Origin of the sequence: Foliimonas ilicis, from assembly GCF_039939195.1 — a bacterium.
Lineage (GTDB): Bacteria > Pseudomonadota > Alphaproteobacteria > Rhizobiales > Rhizobiaceae > Foliimonas > Foliimonas ilicis.
Map to the genome: position 1 here is coordinate 155,602 of NZ_JBDUUH010000004.1, position 16,548 is coordinate 172,149.

The window sequence follows — 16,548 nt, forward strand, 5'->3', positions numbered from 1 at the left end:
GCAGGTGAGGTTTGGCGTGACAAAACAGCGAAAAATCTGGTGGGGCGATTTCAACGCCGCCGATTTCGCATGGGTCGATGCCGAACGTACCATCGCGATCCTGCCGGTCGCCGCAATTGAACAGCACGGCCCCCATCTGCCGATTTCGACTGATACTGCCATCATGGAAGGCATGCTGGACGCTGTCATCGAGCGCCTGCCCGGCGATATGGATGTCCGCATTCTTCCAGTTCAGGCTATCGGAAAATCGGACGAGCATCTTTATGCACCGGGAACGCTGACTATTCCAGCCACTTCCCTGATCGACTCATGGACCGAAATCGGTGCATCCGTCGCTCGTGCGGGCGTTAAAAAGATCGTTTTCGTCAATTCCCATGGCGGAAACGAAGAAATCATCGGCATCATCGCGCGAAATTTGCGGGTGCGGTTCGAAATGCTCGCCGTGAAAACGAGCTGGGAGCGTTTCGGTCGCCCCGAGGGCCTTTTCAGCGACGATGAAGTGCGGCGCGGAATCCATGGCGGCGACATCGAAACATCGCTGATGCTGCATTTCCGGCCCGATCTGGTCGACATGGAAAAGGCCGAGAATTTCGTCTCGAACATCGTCGAAGCCGAACGAAAATTCGACCTCCTGCGCCATCAAAGCCCGCATTCCTTCGCTTGGATCGCGACAGACCTGAACCCGCATGGCGTGGTCGGCGATGCCAGCGCTGCCACCGCCAAAAAAGGCAAACTCACCGCAGAACATCAGGCGGATGGCTTCATCCGGCTACTGAAAGATGTGCGCAAAGCGCGCCTTGCCGACTGGCTTAGCTAAGACTTAGTGTGAAGGGTACGCCCTCAAAAGCGTCCGCACCGCGCCCGATCGACTTGATAGCCTCGACCATCCGCCCTTCCCGCCCCAAAATCTGATCCGCAACCGCCACCAATCGTGGATTGGGCGTGGCTGACGGCGAAAGACGACGCAGCGTTTTAGCGAGTTCAAACTCATCGCGCTCCGGCGCAAAAGCCGCTGCAATTATGTAGGCGGAAGCCGTCGAGCGGCTGATCCCGGCATAACAATTGATGACCAGCGGCGCTTTGCGGTCCCAGCCCTTCGCGAAATCGAGAACGCTGCGCACATGCTCTTCGCCGGGCAGTGTCATGCCATCCTGCGCAATTGCGATGTCGTGCATCGAAATCAGCAGATGATTGTCCTGCAAGATCGAAGCGGGCCGCACCATTTCCGTGCCGAGTGACAGTAGCGAAAGCAGCCGCTGCGCCTTCACGGAAGCGACGGTTTCTTCGACTTTCGACAGCGGGCAAACGACGATCATGATGCGTTTTCCTCTTCCGCCCAGCGCTGCAGAATGCTTTCAAGCCGCTGCCATTCGGCCTCACTAGCTGGCAGACCGGCTCTAAAATCATTCGGCCTGTCTGCAAAATTCCGCAATATGACGCCGTTTTTTCCGAGAAACTCGAACAGGTTTTGCGCTTTTTCAATTCGGAAAAACGAGAAAAGGCTCGTTCCACCACTCACTTCCACGCCAAATCGCGAGAAAAGAGACGCGAAACGCCCCGCTTCCAGCGCAAGGCGAACGCGGATTTCGCTCTGCCAAACCTCATCCGAAAGCGCCTTGATGCCAAATTCCAGCGCCTGACCGGAGACCGCCCACGGCCCGAGTTCGGCATCCAGCTTCGCAGCGATTTCCTCGGAAGAAATCCCAAAACCGAGACGAACACCGGCCAGTCCGAAGAATTTCCCGAACGAACGCAGCACGACCAGGCCGCCTAACGCGACATCGCCTGCAACGCTTTCCTCGCGCGGACCGACATCCATGAAGGCTTCGTCCACAACGAGCAGACCGCCCTTTGCTTGAAGGTGGCGTGCCAGCCTCAATACGTCCTGACGAGGAACGATGCGGCCATCCGGGTTGTTCGGATTGACGAGAATCGCCAGATCGGCCCCGAAAAGCGCCTCGAAATCACCCGTAATCGACACGTCGTGACCTGCGATCCTCGCCGCGCGCTCATGCTCGGCATAGGTCGGGCCAAGCACCATCGCCCTGCCCGGCCCAACAAGCGAGGCGACACGCGGCAGAAGGATTTGTGTTCCGGGCGCGGCAACGATCTGGCGCGACGAGGCAGCGCCATATGCCTTTGCGGCAATCGCCGTCAGTTCCTTTGCCCGCGATGGCTCCGGCAGGCGCGTAAAGGCGGTGGCGGGCAGGTCGAAAAGCGGATAGGAGTGCGGATTGATGCCGGTCGACAGGTCGATCCACGGCTCGGGCGCATTCGGAAAGAGTTTGCGCGCGCGCTCGAAGCTTCCGCCATGATCGACGGGTAAAGCCGGATTTTCGTTCAGAAGCGCCATGTCATTTCCGCTCGCATTCCTGTCGCTTCTCGCCGAACTGGGCCTCGGATACCCGGATCGGCTGGTCCGCGCCATCGGCCATCCCGTCATCTGGATTGGCCGTCTCATATCCTTCCTCGACCGCACACTCAACCGCGCGACCGCCGCCGACGCGACACGTCGCATGATGGGCATCGCGGCACTTATCGTGCTGGTTCTGGTTCCGGCAATCATCGCGCTCTCTATCGAACGCCTGTTCGGTCTTCTGCCCTTCGGCATCATCCTGACCGCGATCTTGGCATCGTCGCTGATTGCCCAACGCAGCCTCGCCAGCCATGTCAAAGCCGTAGCCGATGCCCTGGAAACCGGCGGACTTGCAGCGGGCCGACAGGCCGTATCGCAGATCGTTGGTCGCGATCCCGAACAACTCGATGAAGCGGGCGTAAGCCGTGCCGCAATAGAAAGCCTTGCCGAAAATTTCTCGGACGGCATCGTCGCGCCAACCTTCTGGCTGGGCGTCGGCGGGCTGGCAGGCGGCGCGGCGTACAAGGCGGCCAACACCGCCGACAGCATGATCGGCCACCGCACACCGCGTCACGAAGCGTTCGGCTGGGCAGCGGCGCGCTTCGACGACTTGATCAACCTTCCAGCCTCGCGGCTGACAGCATTTTTGATCGTTGCCGCAGCCTATTTTGTGAAGGGCGCCGACCCTTCGGCGGCATGGAACGCGGTACGGCGCGATGCGTCGCATCACCGTTCGCCCAATGCAGGCTGGCCGGAAGCCGCGATGGCTGGCGCGCTCGGTCTGGCTCTGGCTGGCCCACGCAGCTATGGCGGCGTGATGGTCGATGACGAATTCATGGGCGCTGGAGGGCGGCGCGAAGCCAACCCCGCCGACATCAGAAAAGCGCTGCGGCTTTACTGGACAGCCGATGCCCTGCTGGTCGTGCCTTTCGGGCTGATTGCAGTGCTTATCTAAAACTCGATGCCTTTTTGGGCTTTTACCCCCGCCGAGAAATGGTGCTTTACCGCGCCCATTTCAGTGACGAGATCGGCAGCGTCGGTCAGCAACGGTTTCGCGTTGCGTCCAGTGACGACGATATGCAGCCCCTCGCGGCGCGCCTTTAAAGCGGCGACGACGTTTTCGAGATTCAGATAATCGTAGCGCAGTGCGATATTGAGCTCGTCGAGCACGATCAAATCGATCGAAAAGTCGGCGATCAATTCAAGCGCCTTGCTCCACGCTGCCTCGGCTGCTGCAACGTCGCGCTTCAAATCCTGCGTTTCCCAAGTAAAACCCTCGCCCATCGTGTGCCAGACGACGCGGTCGCCGAACGCGGCAAAGGCGTCCTTTTCGCCCGTATGCCATGCACCTTTGACGAATTGCACGACGCCAACGCGTTTTCCATAGCCAAGCATGCGCAATGCGAGGCCGAAGGCGGCCGTGGTCTTGCCTTTGCCGGGACCGGTATTGACGATCAGAAGCCCCTTTTCGGTGACGGTCTTGCCCGCCACTTCGGCGTCCTGCACCGCCTTGCGTTTCGCCATCTTGGCGCGGTGCTTCTGTTCTTCCCGCTCGTCTATGTCTTTCATCATTTCACCTGCATGGGCAGACCGGCCACCATGAAAAGCACGCGGTCTGCGCGGGCAGCGATCTGCTGGTTCAGCCTTCCGGCTGCGTCGCGAAACCGTCTGGCCAGCGCGTTATCGGGCACTATGCCGAGGCCAACCTCGTTCGAAACCACGAACCATGGCCCGCGCGGATTCGACAATTGAGCTTCGAGAATCCCGCATTCGTGTTCCACATCATGTTCGGCAAGCATGTGATTGGAAAGCCAGAGCGTCAGGCAATCCACAAGCAGAGGACGGCCATCGGGTACGCGCGCGATTGCTTCGGCAAGATCGAGCGGCGCGTCGATCGTTTCCCACCCCTCGCCGCGACGCGAGCGATGGGTCGCGATGCGATCCGTCATTTCCTCATCATAGGCCTGCGCTGTTGCGATATAGGCCCAAGGCGTTGGAAATGACGTTGCAAGCTGCTCGGCGTGGCCGCTCTTTCCAGAACGCGCACCGCCGAGCAGAAAGGTCAGATGTCCGCGTTCAGGCAAAGCTGTCCCGCAGACCCTGCGCCGACGCAACGAAACGGTTGCGAATGACGCCCGCAACCGCGCCCAGTACGACCCAGAAAATCAGATTGGTGATCGTGACTGCGACGACGAACTGATGGTGCAGATCGCCCGGAACCGCAGTGTCGTGGCTTTCCGGCTGTGGCGCACCGATGATGTGCGGCACGACGAGAAGCGCGACACCGATCAACGCAAAGGCGATGGAAGTGCGAAACGCGATCAGCCAAAGTCCGGCAGCAGTAGCAATGACGGTGCCGATCCACCAAACCTGACGCGCGGCCAGATCGGCGGCAGGCATGCCGGGAAGTTCCGGCGGAAGGCCAAGGCCCGGCGCCAGCGTAAAGACTGCAAAGCCCGCAAAACCCCAGAATACGCCCTGACGCCAGCCGACTATGCCGCCGGCGAGTTCGGACACGGCGACAAGAACGAGCGCGAAGCCGATGCCGGTGATGACATTGGCCAAAGCGGTATAGGCATAGCGCTCAAAGCCGTCTTCAGGCGCCCATGCCTCTTCTTCATGTTCGTGAGCGGCAGGGGCGGCTTCGGCTGTCTGGCCGTCTGCTGCGGGTGCCGCAGTGTCATGCGAATGGCCTTCGTCGGCATTCTCGTAGGTTTCCGCATGAAGGATCAGCGGAACAGTTGCGTAGGCCTGAAGGGCCGTCATCAGAATGCCGGACACAAGCCCGGCGAGCGCCGCTATGAAAACGACGTTACGAAACAGTGTCATGATGTCAGACCTTCCTTAGTGGCAGGGAAACGCCATCGAATGGCGATAATCATGGCCGGCATTGTGCATCACATCCATGTGTGAAAAGCCGACAAAGCCGACGACGAAAATTCCCAAAAGTGCCGCGAAGCTCAACTGGGTGACGCGAGAGGCCGAGGAGGCCGATGCGCCGAGCGCGGAAGTTGCTGTATTCATGTCCAATCCTTTGGCCCTCCACCCGAGGGCTGCGATTTAAGTTTCTTCCGTCATCGGCAGGTCTCCTGGCTTGCGGATTAAAGCGCCCTTCCCCGCCTTCCCGAAGCTTTTGCTTCAGTGGCATCTGGGGAGAGCTGCCGCTTACAGTTGCGGGGGCAGCCGCGGATTTGAACCGAAATTCTCACCGCATTCCCTATTGTTCCAATTGGAACCGACGACAGGCTCACTATATTGAAATGTTACGTCGCAGCAAACCAAATTACGCCACGTAACCTTCCCGAAACGTCATGAAAGCGGTTGAAACATTCCGGCTACACCCGGTTTCGATGCAAATTTTCGCAGGCTCGCCTAAGATTACGGATGTGAGCAGTCGATTCCCGGCTGCGTTCCGAGTCTGTTGCGCAATGAATGTTCAGCCTGTGCCGCCCAAAAAGACGCCGCGGCTCTCCGCAGTCGATCTGGCGCGCGGTGCGGCTCTGGTCGCGATGGCGATCTATCATTTCACCTGGGATCTTGAGTTTTTCGGCTATACCGATCCGGGCATGACGGCGCATGGCGGCTGGAAGCTCTTTGCCCGCTGCATCGCCTCCAGCTTCCTGTTTCTGGTCGGCTTCAGCCTGTTTCTCGCCCATGTGAACGGCGTTCGCTGGCGAAGCTTCTCGTGGCGCTTGGCGATGGTTGCCGGGGCGGCATTGGCAATCTCTGCCGTGACCTATTTCGCGGTGCCCGGCGGTTTCATCTTCTTCGGTATTCTGCATCAGATCGCATTGGCAAGCGTGCTCGGCCTGGCCTTTTTGCGTGTCCCTGCCGTGGTTACAATATTGGCCGCCGCTGCAGTCATTGCGGCGCCATTCTTTCTCCGCTCACCGTTTTTCGACCATGCGGCGTTCTGGTGGGTCGGGCTTTCCTCGGTCAATCCGCGTTCAAACGACTATGTGCCGCTCTTTCCATGGTTCGGCGCGGTGCTGCTTGGTCTTGCCTCGGCCAAAATCGCCTATGGCACCGGCCTTCTGGAGCGTCTGGCGCCTTACACGCCCGGAAGCTGGGCAAAGCCCGTGCTGTTTGCAAGCAAACACAGCCTGGCATTCTATCTGATCCATCAGCCGGTGCTGATTGCCTGCATCTGGCTGTTCTCGCAGATCGTGCCGGCACAGGTCGAAACCCGCGAAGTGCAATTTCTGAAATCGTGCCAGACATCCTGTGAGGAACTGCGCGACACCGAATTCTGCACCGCCTATTGCGTCTGCATGCTGGATTCCATCCAGGCCGAAGGCGCGCTCGACAAGCTCTTCACAGGCGGCCAGAATAACGAGCTTCAAACGAAGATCGGCGACTTCGCAGCCATATGTACCGCGCAAACCGACGAGAATATGCTTGAGGGAGGAACGCCATGAACGACCGGGCAAACACACCCAACGTCCTGCCTTGGCCGCCGATCATCTATCTGGCGGCAATTGCATTGGCGTCGATCCTGAATTTTCTTTACCCGCTACCATGGATCGGCGAACCGCTTTCCGACATGCTTTTTGCTATCGGATGGCTGTCGATACTCGGCGCGATTGCGCTCTACGTTTCATCTACACGGGCCATGAAAAAGGCAAATACGACGATCCTGCCACATCGCGGCACGGACCATCTGGTGACGCACGGCGCTTTTTCGCTGAGCCGAAATCCGATCTATCTCGCCAACACGGTCATCATGATCGCAATCGCGCTGATTACGGGCGTCGCCTGGTTCATATTGTTCGGATTGATTGCGGCATTCGCCACGCAAAAACTCGCCATCGAACGCGAGGAAAAACATCTCGAACTGCGTTTTGGAAAGAAATATCGGGATTATGCGAAAAGCGTGAGGCGTTGGATTTAAGTCGTGACGCCCAGCTCGACCAGCCGTTCGACACAGGATTCCTCGGCGTGATCCAGTTCGGCCAGCGTCTCTTCGAGGTCGCGCCTTTTCTGGCGTAGCTCCTCGCGCTTTTCCTCGATCTTCTTGATCATGAGGTTGAGCTGCCCGACCTCGCCCGGCGGTTCGCGGTACATCTGGATGATTTCGCGTATCTCGTTGATCGAGAAGCCGAGCCGCTTGCCGCGCATGATCTGGCGAACGAGATGGCGGTCGGTGGGACGAAACAGGCGCGTCCTGCCGCGCCTGACGGGCTGAATAAGCCCCTCATCCTCGTAAAACCGCAGCGTACGCGTCGAGATATCGAACTCGCGGGTCAGTTCGGTGATCGAGTAATATTCCCGCATGATGGGCTCCAGCGCCGGATAGTCCAGCGCCGCCATCCTGCCACGGCATTTACGTAAAAGTCAATCAGAGACGCAAAGCCGGATAAGTTTTGATCCCTCAACTCATGTCTCCCGAAAGTGTGGTGCGGTTTCAAGAAAAAGATATGAGCAGGAAAAAACTAAAGCGCAGGACAAGCTTTAGTAAAAGCCGAACCACCAGGCCGCCAGACCGAGAAACGCAAAGAAACCAACGATATCGGTGATCATCGTCACGAACACCGCAGATGCGATTGCCGGGTCGGCGCCGAATTTGTGAAGCAAAAGCGGGATCATGATGCCGCCCATTGCAGCCGCCATCATGTTGATGACCATCGCGGTCGCTATGATGCCGCCCAAATGACCATTCTCGAACCAGAAACCGGCAACCAGCCCGATAATCGTTGCAAAGATGATGCCGTTGATCAGCCCGACCGCCGCCTCGCGGCGAATGATGCGGCCCGAATTGTAGATGTCGAGATCGCGGGTCGCCAGCGCGCGCACTGTAACCGTCATCGTCTGCGTCGAGGCGTTGCCGCCCATCGATGCGACGATCGGCATGAGCACCGCCAGCGCCACCATATGCTCGATCGTGCCTTCGAAAAGGCCAATGACGGAAGCCGACATGAAGGCCGTTCCGAGATTGACCAACAGCCATGGCGCGCGGGAGCGTGATGTCGCCCTCACCGTATCGGAGAGCTCTTCGTCGCCGACGCCGCCCATGCGCAGAAGATCCTCTTCGGCTTCCTGCTGGATCACATCGACCACGTCATCGATGGTCAGCACGCCGACGAGGCGCTCGTTTTCGTCCACAACGGCGGCGGAAAGAAGATCGTATTGTTCGAAGTCGCGCGCCGCTTCTTCCTGATCCATCGTTGCCGGAATGGCGTGACGCGTCTCATGCATCACCTCTTCGATCTTCACAGCCCGGCGCGAGCGCAGGATCTGGTCGAGATCGATGGCGCCCAGCAGCTTGAAGGTCGGGTCTACGACAAAAATCTGGCTGAAGCGTTCCGGCAAATCCTTGTCGTCGCGCATATAGTCGATCGTCTGCCCGACCGTCCAGAATGGCGGCACGGCGACGAACTCAGTCTGCATGCGACGGCCGGCGCTTTCTTCCGGATAATCGAGCGAACGGCGAAGCCGAATGCGCTCGGTAAACGGAAGTTGTTCGAGAATCTCGTCCTGATCTTCCTGATCGAGATCTTCGAGAATGTAGACGGCATCGTCGGAATCGAGTTCCTGCACGGCCTGCGCAATCTGCGCATTCGGCATGCTGTTGACGATATCGAGACGAATGACTTCATCGACTTCGGTCAGCGCCGAGAAATCGAAATCCGCGCCCATGAGTTCGACAAGCGCGCGGCGCTGCTCAGGTAAAAGGGCTTCGAGAAGGTCGCCAAGCTCGGATTGGTGGAGCTTTTCGACATCATGCTTGAGCGCAATCGTGTCGCGGTCGGCAATGGCTGCGCCGATATGGGTCAGGTAGGAGGCGCGAATCACACCGTCTTCGCCATAAATGTCGGCGTGAATATCTTCGGCTGCATCGGGGCCGGTCGTGTGGTCTGGCTGGCTTTCCACGAGCGCCTCCCTTTTTTGAATATCGGGAAATGATTTGCGTCAGGTCTATCCCCTAGAGCATCGGACCGAAAAGTGGAATCCGGTTTTCGGAATATTCCGATGCTCCATCAAATATTTAGATCGTCCTTTGTGCGTCCGACAGGACGCACGGCGATCTATGTATGAAAATATCAAACGAAATGCGCTCTTTGCACAGAGCGTTCCCAGCCCGCCGATAAAGTTGTTTTGTGATCAGAATACGACAGAAATACATGCCGCCCGCAAATGATGCGGACGGCATGTATTTGTTTCTCGCTTAATCGGGCAAGCGATAAGCGATGATCCAGTCGCCAGCCTTCGTGCCGGTCGATCCGTGCCCGCCGGCAACGACGACGACATATTGCTTGCCGTCGGCGGCACGATAGGTCGAGGGCGTTGCCTGCCCGCCTGCCGGAAGCCGATCACTCCACAATTCCTTGCCTGTGGTTACGTCAAACGCGCGCGCATAATAATCCAGCGTGCCGCTGTGGAAAGCGACGCCGCCAGCCGTCACGATCGGCCCGCCAATGCTCGGAACGCCCATCTTGAACGGCAGAGGCAGTGGCGAAAGATCACGCACGGTGCCGTTTCTATGCTGCCAGATCACCTTGCCGGTTTTTAAATCTGCGGCCGCAACATAGCCCCAGGGCGGTGCCTGGCATGGCAGACCCAAGGGCGACATGAACGGGCGCATTCTTGCAGCGTAAGGCGCACCGAAATTCTCGTTGAACCCCGGCTTTTCCTCCGAAACATAGCTCGTCGTATCGTCCGCACGCGGAATGAGCGTGACCTGAAATGCGAGATAGACCGGGTTTGCAATCACCACTTGCCGCACTGGATCGACTGCCACGCCACCCCAGTTGAACGTGCCGAAATTGCCCGGATAGACGATCGAACCGTTTACCGATGGCGGCGTGTAGCGGCCTTCATAGGTAAGCTGGTGGAAGCGTATGCGGCAGTAGAGCTGATCGAGCATCGTCGCGCCCCACATATTGCTTTCGCGAAGCGGCGTCGGCTTGAAGCTCATTGCGGATGTGGGCTGCGTCGGCGCGGTGAAATCACCCTCCACTGCCCCGGTCGGCGCCGGTTCCTCCGTGACTGGCAGAATCGGCTCACCACTGCGGCGGTCCAGCACATAGATGTCACCCTGCTTGGTTGCCTGAACCAGTGCAGGCACGACACCATCTGCGGTCGTCACATCGACCAGTTGAGGCTGGGACGGCGTATCCATGTCCCAAAGATCATGGTGAACGGCCTGAAACACCCAGCGAACCTGACCCGTGCGCAGATCGAGCGCGGTGATGGAAGACGAAAACCGCTCGGTGTTTTCGGAGCGATTGCCGCCCCACTGATCCGGCGGCTGGTTGCCCATCGGCGCATAGACGATGCCAAGACCTTCATCGACCGACAGCAGCGACCAGGCGTTCGGCGAGTTGCCGACATATTCCTGACCGGCAGCAAGCGGTTCGGTCTGTTCCGGATTTCCTGAATCGAAGTTCCAGACAAGAGCGCCCGTCACCGCATCATAGGCGCGGATCACGCCCGAAGGCTCGGTCGTCGAGACATTGTCGTTGACGGCACCGCCGATGACGATCAATCCGCCTGCCACGACAGGCGGCGATGTCGAATAATATGCGCCATCATAGACATTCGGCATGTTGGCCCAGAGATTGACCGTGCCGTTTTCGCCAAAGCCTTCGCAAGGCGTGCCGGTTTTCGCGTCGAGCGCGATCAGCCTTGCATCGGAAGTCGGCAGGAGCACGCGAGCCGAGCAGGACGCATCAGCAGCAGTCGCTTCGACCGTGTAATGCGTTATGCCGCGGCATGTCTGGTGCTGGCGCTTCTTGTCGATGCCGACATCGGCATCATACTTCCAGCGCTCTTGGCCGGTTTGCGGATTGAGAGCGATGGCAACATGGTGCGGCGTACAGATATAGAGCAGACCATCGACCATTGTCGGGGTGACTTCGTAAGTCGTCTCCTCAGGATCTTCGGGGCCACGGACATCGCCGGTTCGGTATTCCCAGGCGCGCTGCAATGTCCCGGCGTTCTGCGGAGTTATCGTATCAAGCGGCGAATAATGGCTTCCGCCTCGCGTTCTGCCGTAAGCCAGCCATTCATCGGCAGGAACGGATGCTTCGCTAGGTGGCAATGTTGCACCCGCCGGTGCTTCGGCCACCTGACCTTCTATGACATGTACATCGGTGGCCATTGAATAGCCCGCGACGATTGCGGCCACGACGATGGAAGCCAGCAGCGCAAATCCGCCCGCGCACCATGCAGGCCAGGCGGTACCGATGCGTTCAGGCCGCTCACGCAACCATGGGATGAGCATAAGTACGCCGAGAATGACGATAAGGGCGCCGCGTGGGGCCAGCGCCCACCAGTCGAAACCCACCTCATAAACGGCCCACGCCATGGAGCCGAGTATGACCAGAGCAAAGACGTAAAGAGCGAGGGGGCTGCGCCTAAAAAGGTAGAACGCGGAAATCAGAAACCCCAAACCCGCTATGAGATAATACCATGATCCGCCAAGTGCGATGAGCCATACGCCGCCGCCCGCAAGGCAAAGGCCGATGAGGCCCACCAATACCGCCAAGAAAGCCGTCATGTGAATCCCCTCATTCTTCCGGCTGAGAGATCAGTTCCGAACTATAATTTCAGCCTTCGAAAAAAACATATGGCTCACGCAATTATTTTTTCAGCCCTGGGTAGTGCGTTTTTTTGAGCAGGGATGCGAGATGCGCAGCATTTGAGGCCAACATGGCGAGCGTCTCCTCCACTTTCTTTGGCATCTTCTTGAGATCGACATAGTTCACGTCGCCCATCGCCTCGCCTACCCAATAGGCACCGGCATTTGCCGGAATGGTGAAGCCTACATCGTTGAGCGCCTGAAACGTTTCCGCGTGACAATGATGCGCGCCGTCCTCATTGCCCACCACAGCGACGACGGCAACCTTACCGAAGGCCGGCATGCGGCCACGATCGTCTGTCTCGGAAAGGAATGCGTCCATGCGTTCCATGACACGCTTGGCAATGCTGGAGGGCTGCCCCATCCAAATCGGCATGCCCAGAATGAAAATATCCGCTTCCACGATGCGCTGGCGCAATTTCGGCCATTCATCGCCATCGCCCATATCGGAATAAACGCCCGGCTTTATGTCGTGATCGGCGACACGAACGATCTCGCCCGACACGCCGTAAGGTTTCAGGGCAGCCAGCATGTCGGTGAGCAGCTTGTCAGTGGAACTTTTTTCGTCGTCACTGGAGCGCTTGAGTGAACAATTGAGCGCAAATGCGGTGAGATTTTCCGTCATGATGGAAGATTCCTTCGCTTCTGAGAACTTTCTCAACGCACCGCAAATGCGTTCGTTGCCACGCCCTCATGAAATCATCCCAATCGCAAATCTGTCGTACGGGCGTCGCAGTTTTGACTCACAATGAGGGGAAAACGGCGCCTGAACGGCACTGATTCATCAATGTCGTGATTGCGTTTAATATTTTTAATTGCCGTCCAAATTGGATTGCCCCAAGGTAAGCTTTGAGGGAGGAAAAATAAGATGATTAAAAGGGCCTTCTCACCAAAATCCGCTACTCAGGTCGTGGACCATTATATCGAAACGCGCAGGCGTGCGGATTTACCTATTTCGACAGGACAGGCAGTGGTCGCCATACGAACGGTGATGCCGAACTGTGGGCTATCGGACCGTGAGTTGGTCAATCTGATCGCCGCATCCGCGATCCGCCAGGGCCGCAACGTGGCGTTCGAAACCATCGAAAAATCGATCCCCGAAAACCGCGCCTGAGATCGAATTGAAAACGGCTCATTCCAGAGAGTGAGCCGTTCGCTATTTTAAACTTCGTCGAAGCGACCGCCCTCTTTCGAGGGATTTCTCTTTAAAGCCTTTTCATCCTGATCGTCCGGCAGCGCCTCGTCGCTGTTCTGATAAGCATTGTCCTCGTCTTCCTCGGGAAGCTCGCCGCTTTTTTCGACATCATAGCGAATATCGCCATTCTCGGAGACGCTATCGGGTAATATCTCACCGCCCTCTATCGCTTCCCAATCCTGCTCGGCAATTGTCGGCGCATCCAGAGCTTCGTCTTCCGGCACAGCCGGATCGGGCGTCTTCTTCGGGTCCATAATCAAATCTTTCTTGTTCGATGAAAATCAGTTCACTTCGATGACCGCGCATGCGTGGCGATCGCCCGCATCTCCGGTCGGCTGGGTTTTGTAATCGTCCGCGCCGCCATGAATCATAAGCGCACGTCCAACGATGCCAGTCTCGCTCTTGTCGAGCTTCACCTGACTGTTCAGAACCTGCGCGCGGGCAATGCCATCTTCCGAGACATAAATGTTCGGCATGTCGCCCGCGTGGGGACCAGTTGCGGACATATAGCCATGTTCCTTGTCCGTCGGATTGAAATGGCCGCCCGCTGATTCATGATGGCTGGCCGCGTCGCACTTGCCTGTCTCGTGGACATGAAAAGCGACCCATTGGCCTGCCGGAAGACCACTGACTTCGAACTCGATCAGAACGCCGACTGGCGTGCCCGTTAGGTTGGCCTCACCATTGGCCTCGCCCTTCATGTTCTCGAATTTGGCGGTCGCCGTTTCCGTTTGCTGCGCAAGCGCAGGCGCGCTCACGCCAAGAAGCATCGTCAAAGCCAGCAGAGTTTTCATCGGATCAATTCCTTTTGTGGGCAGGTCTCCTTGTCAGTCAACTCGTCTCATCCGCCCTCGTTCCGAAAAAAGAAATGCGGACCGGCCTGTGCAAGTCACGGGGCTTGCAGCTAGAAACTCAGCATGAACGATGCAGAACTGATCTCATTTTTCGCCCGCCCTGCTCTCGCAGTCGCGCCCGACCTGATCGGCTGGGAGTTCACGGTCGATGGCGTGGGCGGCATAATCGTTGAGACGGAAGCGTATGAACCGGACGATCCTGCATCGCACAGCTTCAACGGTCCAACACCGCGCAATGGCGCGATGTTCGGCCCGCCCGGCCATGCCTATGTCTACCGCTCATACGGCATCCACTGGTGCATGAATTTCGTGTGCATGCCCGGCTCCGCAGTCCTGCTGCGCGCTCTGGCACCAACGCGCGGCATCCCGGCGATGGAAGCCCGGCGAGGAAATGTCCCGCTGCGAAATCTGTGTTCAGGACCAGGCAGGCTGTGTCAGGCGCTCGGCATAGACATCGAATTGAATGCACTGCCGCTTTATCGACCGCCATTTTCCCTGGAGATTGCGCAAGATCCTCGCGAAGTAATTGTCGCGACGCGCATAGGCATCACCCGTGCTGCCGAAATGCCCTGGCGCTTCGGCCTGGCGTCCTCGCCCTTTGTTAGCCGGAAATTTCCAGCCGTTTGAGCGCAAGCCATGGAACCCAATGAACATTTTCCCGTTTAGGAGTGCATAGTTTATGCATTACCGGCCGCAAGGCCAGCCAACCGGAGTGGGGTTCATGGCTTCTTCAGTATTGATCGGTGCACTAATCACCTTTCTCGTTATCGTTCTCATCCTGTATCTGGTGCAGCGCCTGCCTATCGATGGACGCGCCAAACAGATCGTCCAGATCATCGTTATCGTGATCGGCATCATCTCGCTTTTGAAATACCTTGCTGTTTTCTAGGAATTTCATTTCATAGTTTTTAAAAAGCCCCGTCGGGAAACCGGCGGGGTTTTTCTTTGTTCGATTGCCAATCTCACAATTTGTAATCATCGCCGCGAATACGTGACGCAACTATTGCATGTGCTGGCACGTAAACTCCCTGGATAAAGGAGAATTACTATGGCCGATTGGATCGACAGCGGAGACTTCGAACAGCCCGTCCATCTTGTGATGGAAGGCGATGAAATCGAAGTCTCAACGACGCGCGAAGCAGCAGAGATGCTTCTCTACAAATGGCCGATCGGCGAGACGGGCATTCGTATACAGGCCCGTATGGCATGCATGCGCGTGCTGGGCGGAAGCGAGCCGCCGGAAACGGCAAGACGCGCCTTCTCGGACGCGGCCAAGGAAGCTGAAATTCTGGATATGAGCTGAAGGATCGAATAATAGGCGCCTTACGCGCCTATCCGGCTCCGGGATTTAAGCTATTGATTGGTAAAATCCTTTGAGGATCAATAGCTTCCACCGGAAGCTTCGTGATGGTGCGGTCGAGAAGACTCGAACTTCCACGGGTTGCCCCACAGCGACCTCAACGCTGCGCGTCTACCAATTCCGCCACGACCGCACGTCACGAAAGAGCCGGTCGAAACCGGCAAGCGGCATGTAGCAAATGGTTTCCTGCGGAGCAAGTGCACTGGCGCTATTATTCGACCAAACATCGACTAAGTTTTGTATTCTCTGAAAAGGCTGCGAAAATCGCGCTTTAACGCAGCTTTTTGCGAGCTTGCCATGCGGTTTCAGCAACCCTAACCGACTGGACGTTTGCGTTTTCTACCTCCATATGAGCGTGAAACGGAACGTCTCATGACCGAACGCAGCCAAATCGCCACGTCGTTTACGCCTTCGCATGGCTCCCAGCCGGTAGAATGGCGAATCGAAGAAGGCCTGACACCTTATCCGGAAGCGCTTGCCGTGATGGAAGCACGTGCCGCAGCCATCAGGAATGAAGGCGCGCCCGAACTGGTCTGGCTGGTCGAACACCCGCCGCTTTATACGGCAGGCACCAGCGCGCAGTCGAAGGATTTGGTCGATCCAGACCGTTTCCCGGTTTTCGATGCGGGCCGCGGCGGCGAATATACCTATCACGGCCCCGGACAGCGCGTGGCCTACGTCATGCTGGATTTGAAGCGACGCCGCGAAGACGTCCGCGCATTTGTCGCCGCGCTCGAAGACTGGATCATCCGAACGCTTGGCGCCTTCAACGTCAAAGGCGAACGCCGCGAAGATCGTGTCGGCGTATGGGTGGTGCGGCCGGATCGCCCGCCCCTGCCCGATGGCTCATTGGCCGAAGATAAAATCGCCGCGATCGGCATCCGCCTTCGCCGATGGGTCAGCTTTCACGGCATCTCGATAAATGTCGAACCGGAACTCGGCCATTTCAGCGGCATCGTGCCATGCGGCGTTGCCGATCACGGCGTGACAAGCCTCGTTGATCTTGGCCTGCCGGTTACGATGGCCGATCTCGATCTGGCACTCAAAGGCGCTTTCGAGGAAGTGTTCGGCCCTGCCAAAAATCACCAGCCGAATTCACATTCTCCGGAAATTTCCTGATTTCATTTGCAGCTTCGAGCCGCAATTTTCGGAGGTGCATTTGCTCCTCCGACGTATTTGTCGTGCCGTCAAAACGCTTGAAAC

At 57.8% G+C, this 16,548-nt stretch carries 21 protein-coding genes, 1 tRNA gene and 1 riboswitch; of the genes, 9 read left to right on the plus strand and 13 right to left on the minus strand.

The window, feature by feature from the left end:
• Nucleotides 1-16 precede the first annotated feature (16 nt).
• On the plus strand, nucleotides 17-817 hold the full coding sequence (locus ABFT80_RS11090) for a creatininase family protein (protein ID WP_347971971.1): 801 nt from the start codon (nucleotides 17-19) through the stop codon (nucleotides 815-817).
• On the opposite strand, the gene ABFT80_RS11095 is transcribed toward ABFT80_RS11090, so the two are convergent.
• Entirely contained in the window at nucleotides 810-1,316 is a 507-nt protein-coding gene (locus tag ABFT80_RS11095) for a tyrosine phosphatase family protein (RefSeq protein WP_347971972.1), read from the minus strand. The two genes, ABFT80_RS11090 and ABFT80_RS11095, sit on opposite strands and share 8 nt — an antisense overlap.
• On the minus strand, nucleotides 1,313-2,353 hold the full coding sequence (gene cobD / locus ABFT80_RS11100; RefSeq protein WP_347971973.1) for a threonine-phosphate decarboxylase CobD: 1,041 nt from the start codon (nucleotides 2,351-2,353) through the stop codon (nucleotides 1,313-1,315). Before cobD ends, ABFT80_RS11095 begins: the two co-directional genes overlap by 4 nt.
• Between cobD and cbiB the strand changes: the two genes are divergently transcribed.
• On the plus strand, nucleotides 2,352-3,311 hold the full coding sequence (gene cbiB / locus ABFT80_RS11105) for an adenosylcobinamide-phosphate synthase CbiB (protein ID WP_347971974.1): 960 nt from the start codon (nucleotides 2,352-2,354) through the stop codon (nucleotides 3,309-3,311). The two genes, cobD and cbiB, sit on opposite strands and share 2 nt — an antisense overlap.
• Here cbiB and cobO read toward each other — a convergent pair.
• Genes cobO through ABFT80_RS11125 form a run of 4 tightly spaced genes read right to left on the minus strand, consistent with a single transcriptional unit; the run spans nucleotide 3,308 to nucleotide 5,380 of the window.
• Nucleotides 3,308-3,925: a cob(I)yrinic acid a,c-diamide adenosyltransferase gene (gene cobO / locus ABFT80_RS11110; RefSeq protein WP_347972211.1), complete on the minus strand. Its 618-nt coding sequence runs from the start codon at nucleotides 3,923-3,925 to the stop codon at nucleotides 3,308-3,310. The two genes, cbiB and cobO, sit on opposite strands and share 4 nt — an antisense overlap.
• Nucleotides 3,925-4,440: a bifunctional adenosylcobinamide kinase/adenosylcobinamide-phosphate guanylyltransferase gene (gene cobU / locus ABFT80_RS11115; protein ID WP_347971975.1), complete on the minus strand. Its 516-nt coding sequence runs from the start codon at nucleotides 4,438-4,440 to the stop codon at nucleotides 3,925-3,927. Before cobU ends, cobO begins: the two co-directional genes overlap by 1 nt.
• Nucleotides 4,433-5,185: a CbtA family protein gene (locus tag ABFT80_RS11120; protein WP_347971976.1), complete on the minus strand. Its 753-nt coding sequence runs from the start codon at nucleotides 5,183-5,185 to the stop codon at nucleotides 4,433-4,435. The genes cobU and ABFT80_RS11120 overlap by 8 nt, the downstream gene beginning before the upstream one ends.
• Nucleotides 5,186-5,200: 15 nt before the next feature.
• Nucleotides 5,201-5,380 (minus strand): CbtB domain-containing protein, encoded by a 180-nt coding sequence (locus tag ABFT80_RS11125; protein ID WP_347971977.1) that lies wholly within the window; start codon nucleotides 5,378-5,380, stop codon nucleotides 5,201-5,203.
• Nucleotides 5,381-5,418: 38 nt separating this feature from the next.
• A riboswitch (cobalamin riboswitch) is annotated at nucleotides 5,419-5,611 on the minus strand.
• 173 nt (nucleotides 5,612-5,784) lie between these two features.
• Here ABFT80_RS11125 and ABFT80_RS11130 point away from each other — a divergent pair.
• Both ABFT80_RS11130 and ABFT80_RS11135 read left to right on the plus strand, forming a co-directional pair.
• Entirely contained in the window at nucleotides 5,785-6,774 is a 990-nt protein-coding gene (locus tag ABFT80_RS11130) for a heparan-alpha-glucosaminide N-acetyltransferase (RefSeq protein ID WP_347971978.1), read from the plus strand.
• The gene (locus ABFT80_RS11135) at nucleotides 6,771-7,247 is read left to right on the plus strand and encodes a methyltransferase family protein (RefSeq protein WP_347971979.1); all 477 of its coding nucleotides are present in this window, start codon (nucleotides 6,771-6,773) and stop codon (nucleotides 7,245-7,247) included. Before ABFT80_RS11130 ends, ABFT80_RS11135 begins: the two co-directional genes overlap by 4 nt.
• On the opposite strand, the gene ABFT80_RS11140 is transcribed toward ABFT80_RS11135, so the two are convergent.
• The 4 genes from ABFT80_RS11140 to ABFT80_RS11155 all read right to left on the minus strand — a co-directional run bounded on the left by ABFT80_RS11140 (nucleotide 7,244) and on the right by ABFT80_RS11155 (nucleotide 12,561).
• Nucleotides 7,244-7,630: a MerR family transcriptional regulator gene (locus ABFT80_RS11140; protein WP_347971980.1), complete on the minus strand. Its 387-nt coding sequence runs from the start codon at nucleotides 7,628-7,630 to the stop codon at nucleotides 7,244-7,246. The two genes, ABFT80_RS11135 and ABFT80_RS11140, sit on opposite strands and share 4 nt — an antisense overlap.
• A 177-nt stretch (nucleotides 7,631-7,807) precedes the next feature.
• Nucleotides 7,808-9,226 carry a magnesium transporter gene (gene mgtE / locus ABFT80_RS11145; protein ID WP_347971981.1) on the minus strand — a complete coding sequence of 473 codons (1,419 nt, stop codon included), beginning with the start codon at nucleotides 9,224-9,226 and terminating at the stop codon, nucleotides 7,808-7,810.
• Nucleotides 9,227-9,521: 295 nt separating this feature from the next.
• Entirely contained in the window at nucleotides 9,522-11,855 is a 2,334-nt protein-coding gene (locus ABFT80_RS11150; RefSeq protein WP_347971982.1) for a glucose/quinate/shikimate family membrane-bound PQQ-dependent dehydrogenase, read from the minus strand.
• Between the two features lie 82 nt (nucleotides 11,856-11,937).
• Nucleotides 11,938-12,561 carry a flavodoxin family protein gene (locus ABFT80_RS11155; protein WP_347971983.1) on the minus strand — a complete coding sequence of 208 codons (624 nt, stop codon included), beginning with the start codon at nucleotides 12,559-12,561 and terminating at the stop codon, nucleotides 11,938-11,940.
• A gap of 243 nt (nucleotides 12,562-12,804) precedes the next feature.
• Between ABFT80_RS11155 and ABFT80_RS11160 the strand changes: the two genes are divergently transcribed.
• The gene (locus tag ABFT80_RS11160) at nucleotides 12,805-13,050 is read left to right on the plus strand and encodes a hypothetical protein (RefSeq protein WP_347971984.1); all 246 of its coding nucleotides are present in this window, start codon (nucleotides 12,805-12,807) and stop codon (nucleotides 13,048-13,050) included.
• Between the two features lie 47 nt (nucleotides 13,051-13,097).
• Here ABFT80_RS11160 and ABFT80_RS11165 read toward each other — a convergent pair whose 3' ends face one another.
• Complete coding sequence (locus tag ABFT80_RS11165; protein WP_347971985.1) at nucleotides 13,098-13,385, minus strand: hypothetical protein; 288 nt, start codon at nucleotides 13,383-13,385, stop codon at nucleotides 13,098-13,100.
• Nucleotides 13,386-13,412: 27 nt separating this feature from the next.
• A complete protein-coding gene (locus tag ABFT80_RS11170; RefSeq protein WP_347972212.1) occupies nucleotides 13,413-13,934 on the minus strand; it encodes a superoxide dismutase family protein in 522 nt (173 codons plus the stop codon).
• A gap of 114 nt (nucleotides 13,935-14,048) precedes the next feature.
• Here ABFT80_RS11170 and ABFT80_RS11175 point away from each other — a divergent pair, with 114 nt between their 5' ends.
• The 3 genes from ABFT80_RS11175 to ABFT80_RS11185 all read left to right on the plus strand — a co-directional run bounded on the left by ABFT80_RS11175 (nucleotide 14,049) and on the right by ABFT80_RS11185 (nucleotide 15,288).
• A complete protein-coding gene (locus ABFT80_RS11175; protein ID WP_347971986.1) occupies nucleotides 14,049-14,612 on the plus strand; it encodes a DNA-3-methyladenine glycosylase in 564 nt (187 codons plus the stop codon).
• Nucleotides 14,613-14,706: 94 nt separating this feature from the next.
• On the plus strand, nucleotides 14,707-14,874 hold the full coding sequence (locus ABFT80_RS11180) for a Thivi_2564 family membrane protein (protein WP_347971987.1): 168 nt from the start codon (nucleotides 14,707-14,709) through the stop codon (nucleotides 14,872-14,874).
• Between the two features lie 159 nt (nucleotides 14,875-15,033).
• A complete protein-coding gene (locus ABFT80_RS11185; protein WP_347971988.1) occupies nucleotides 15,034-15,288 on the plus strand; it encodes a DUF982 domain-containing protein in 255 nt (84 codons plus the stop codon).
• 105 nt (nucleotides 15,289-15,393) lie between these two features.
• Here ABFT80_RS11185 and ABFT80_RS11190 read toward each other — a convergent pair.
• Nucleotides 15,394-15,478, minus strand: a tRNA-Leu gene (locus ABFT80_RS11190).
• A gap of 239 nt (nucleotides 15,479-15,717) precedes the next feature.
• Here ABFT80_RS11190 and lipB point away from each other — a divergent pair.
• Nucleotides 15,718-16,464, plus strand: coding sequence for a lipoyl(octanoyl) transferase LipB (lipB, locus tag ABFT80_RS11195; protein ID WP_347971989.1), 747 nt, complete (start codon nucleotides 15,718-15,720; stop codon nucleotides 16,462-16,464).
• Nucleotides 16,465-16,548 lie beyond the last annotated feature (84 nt).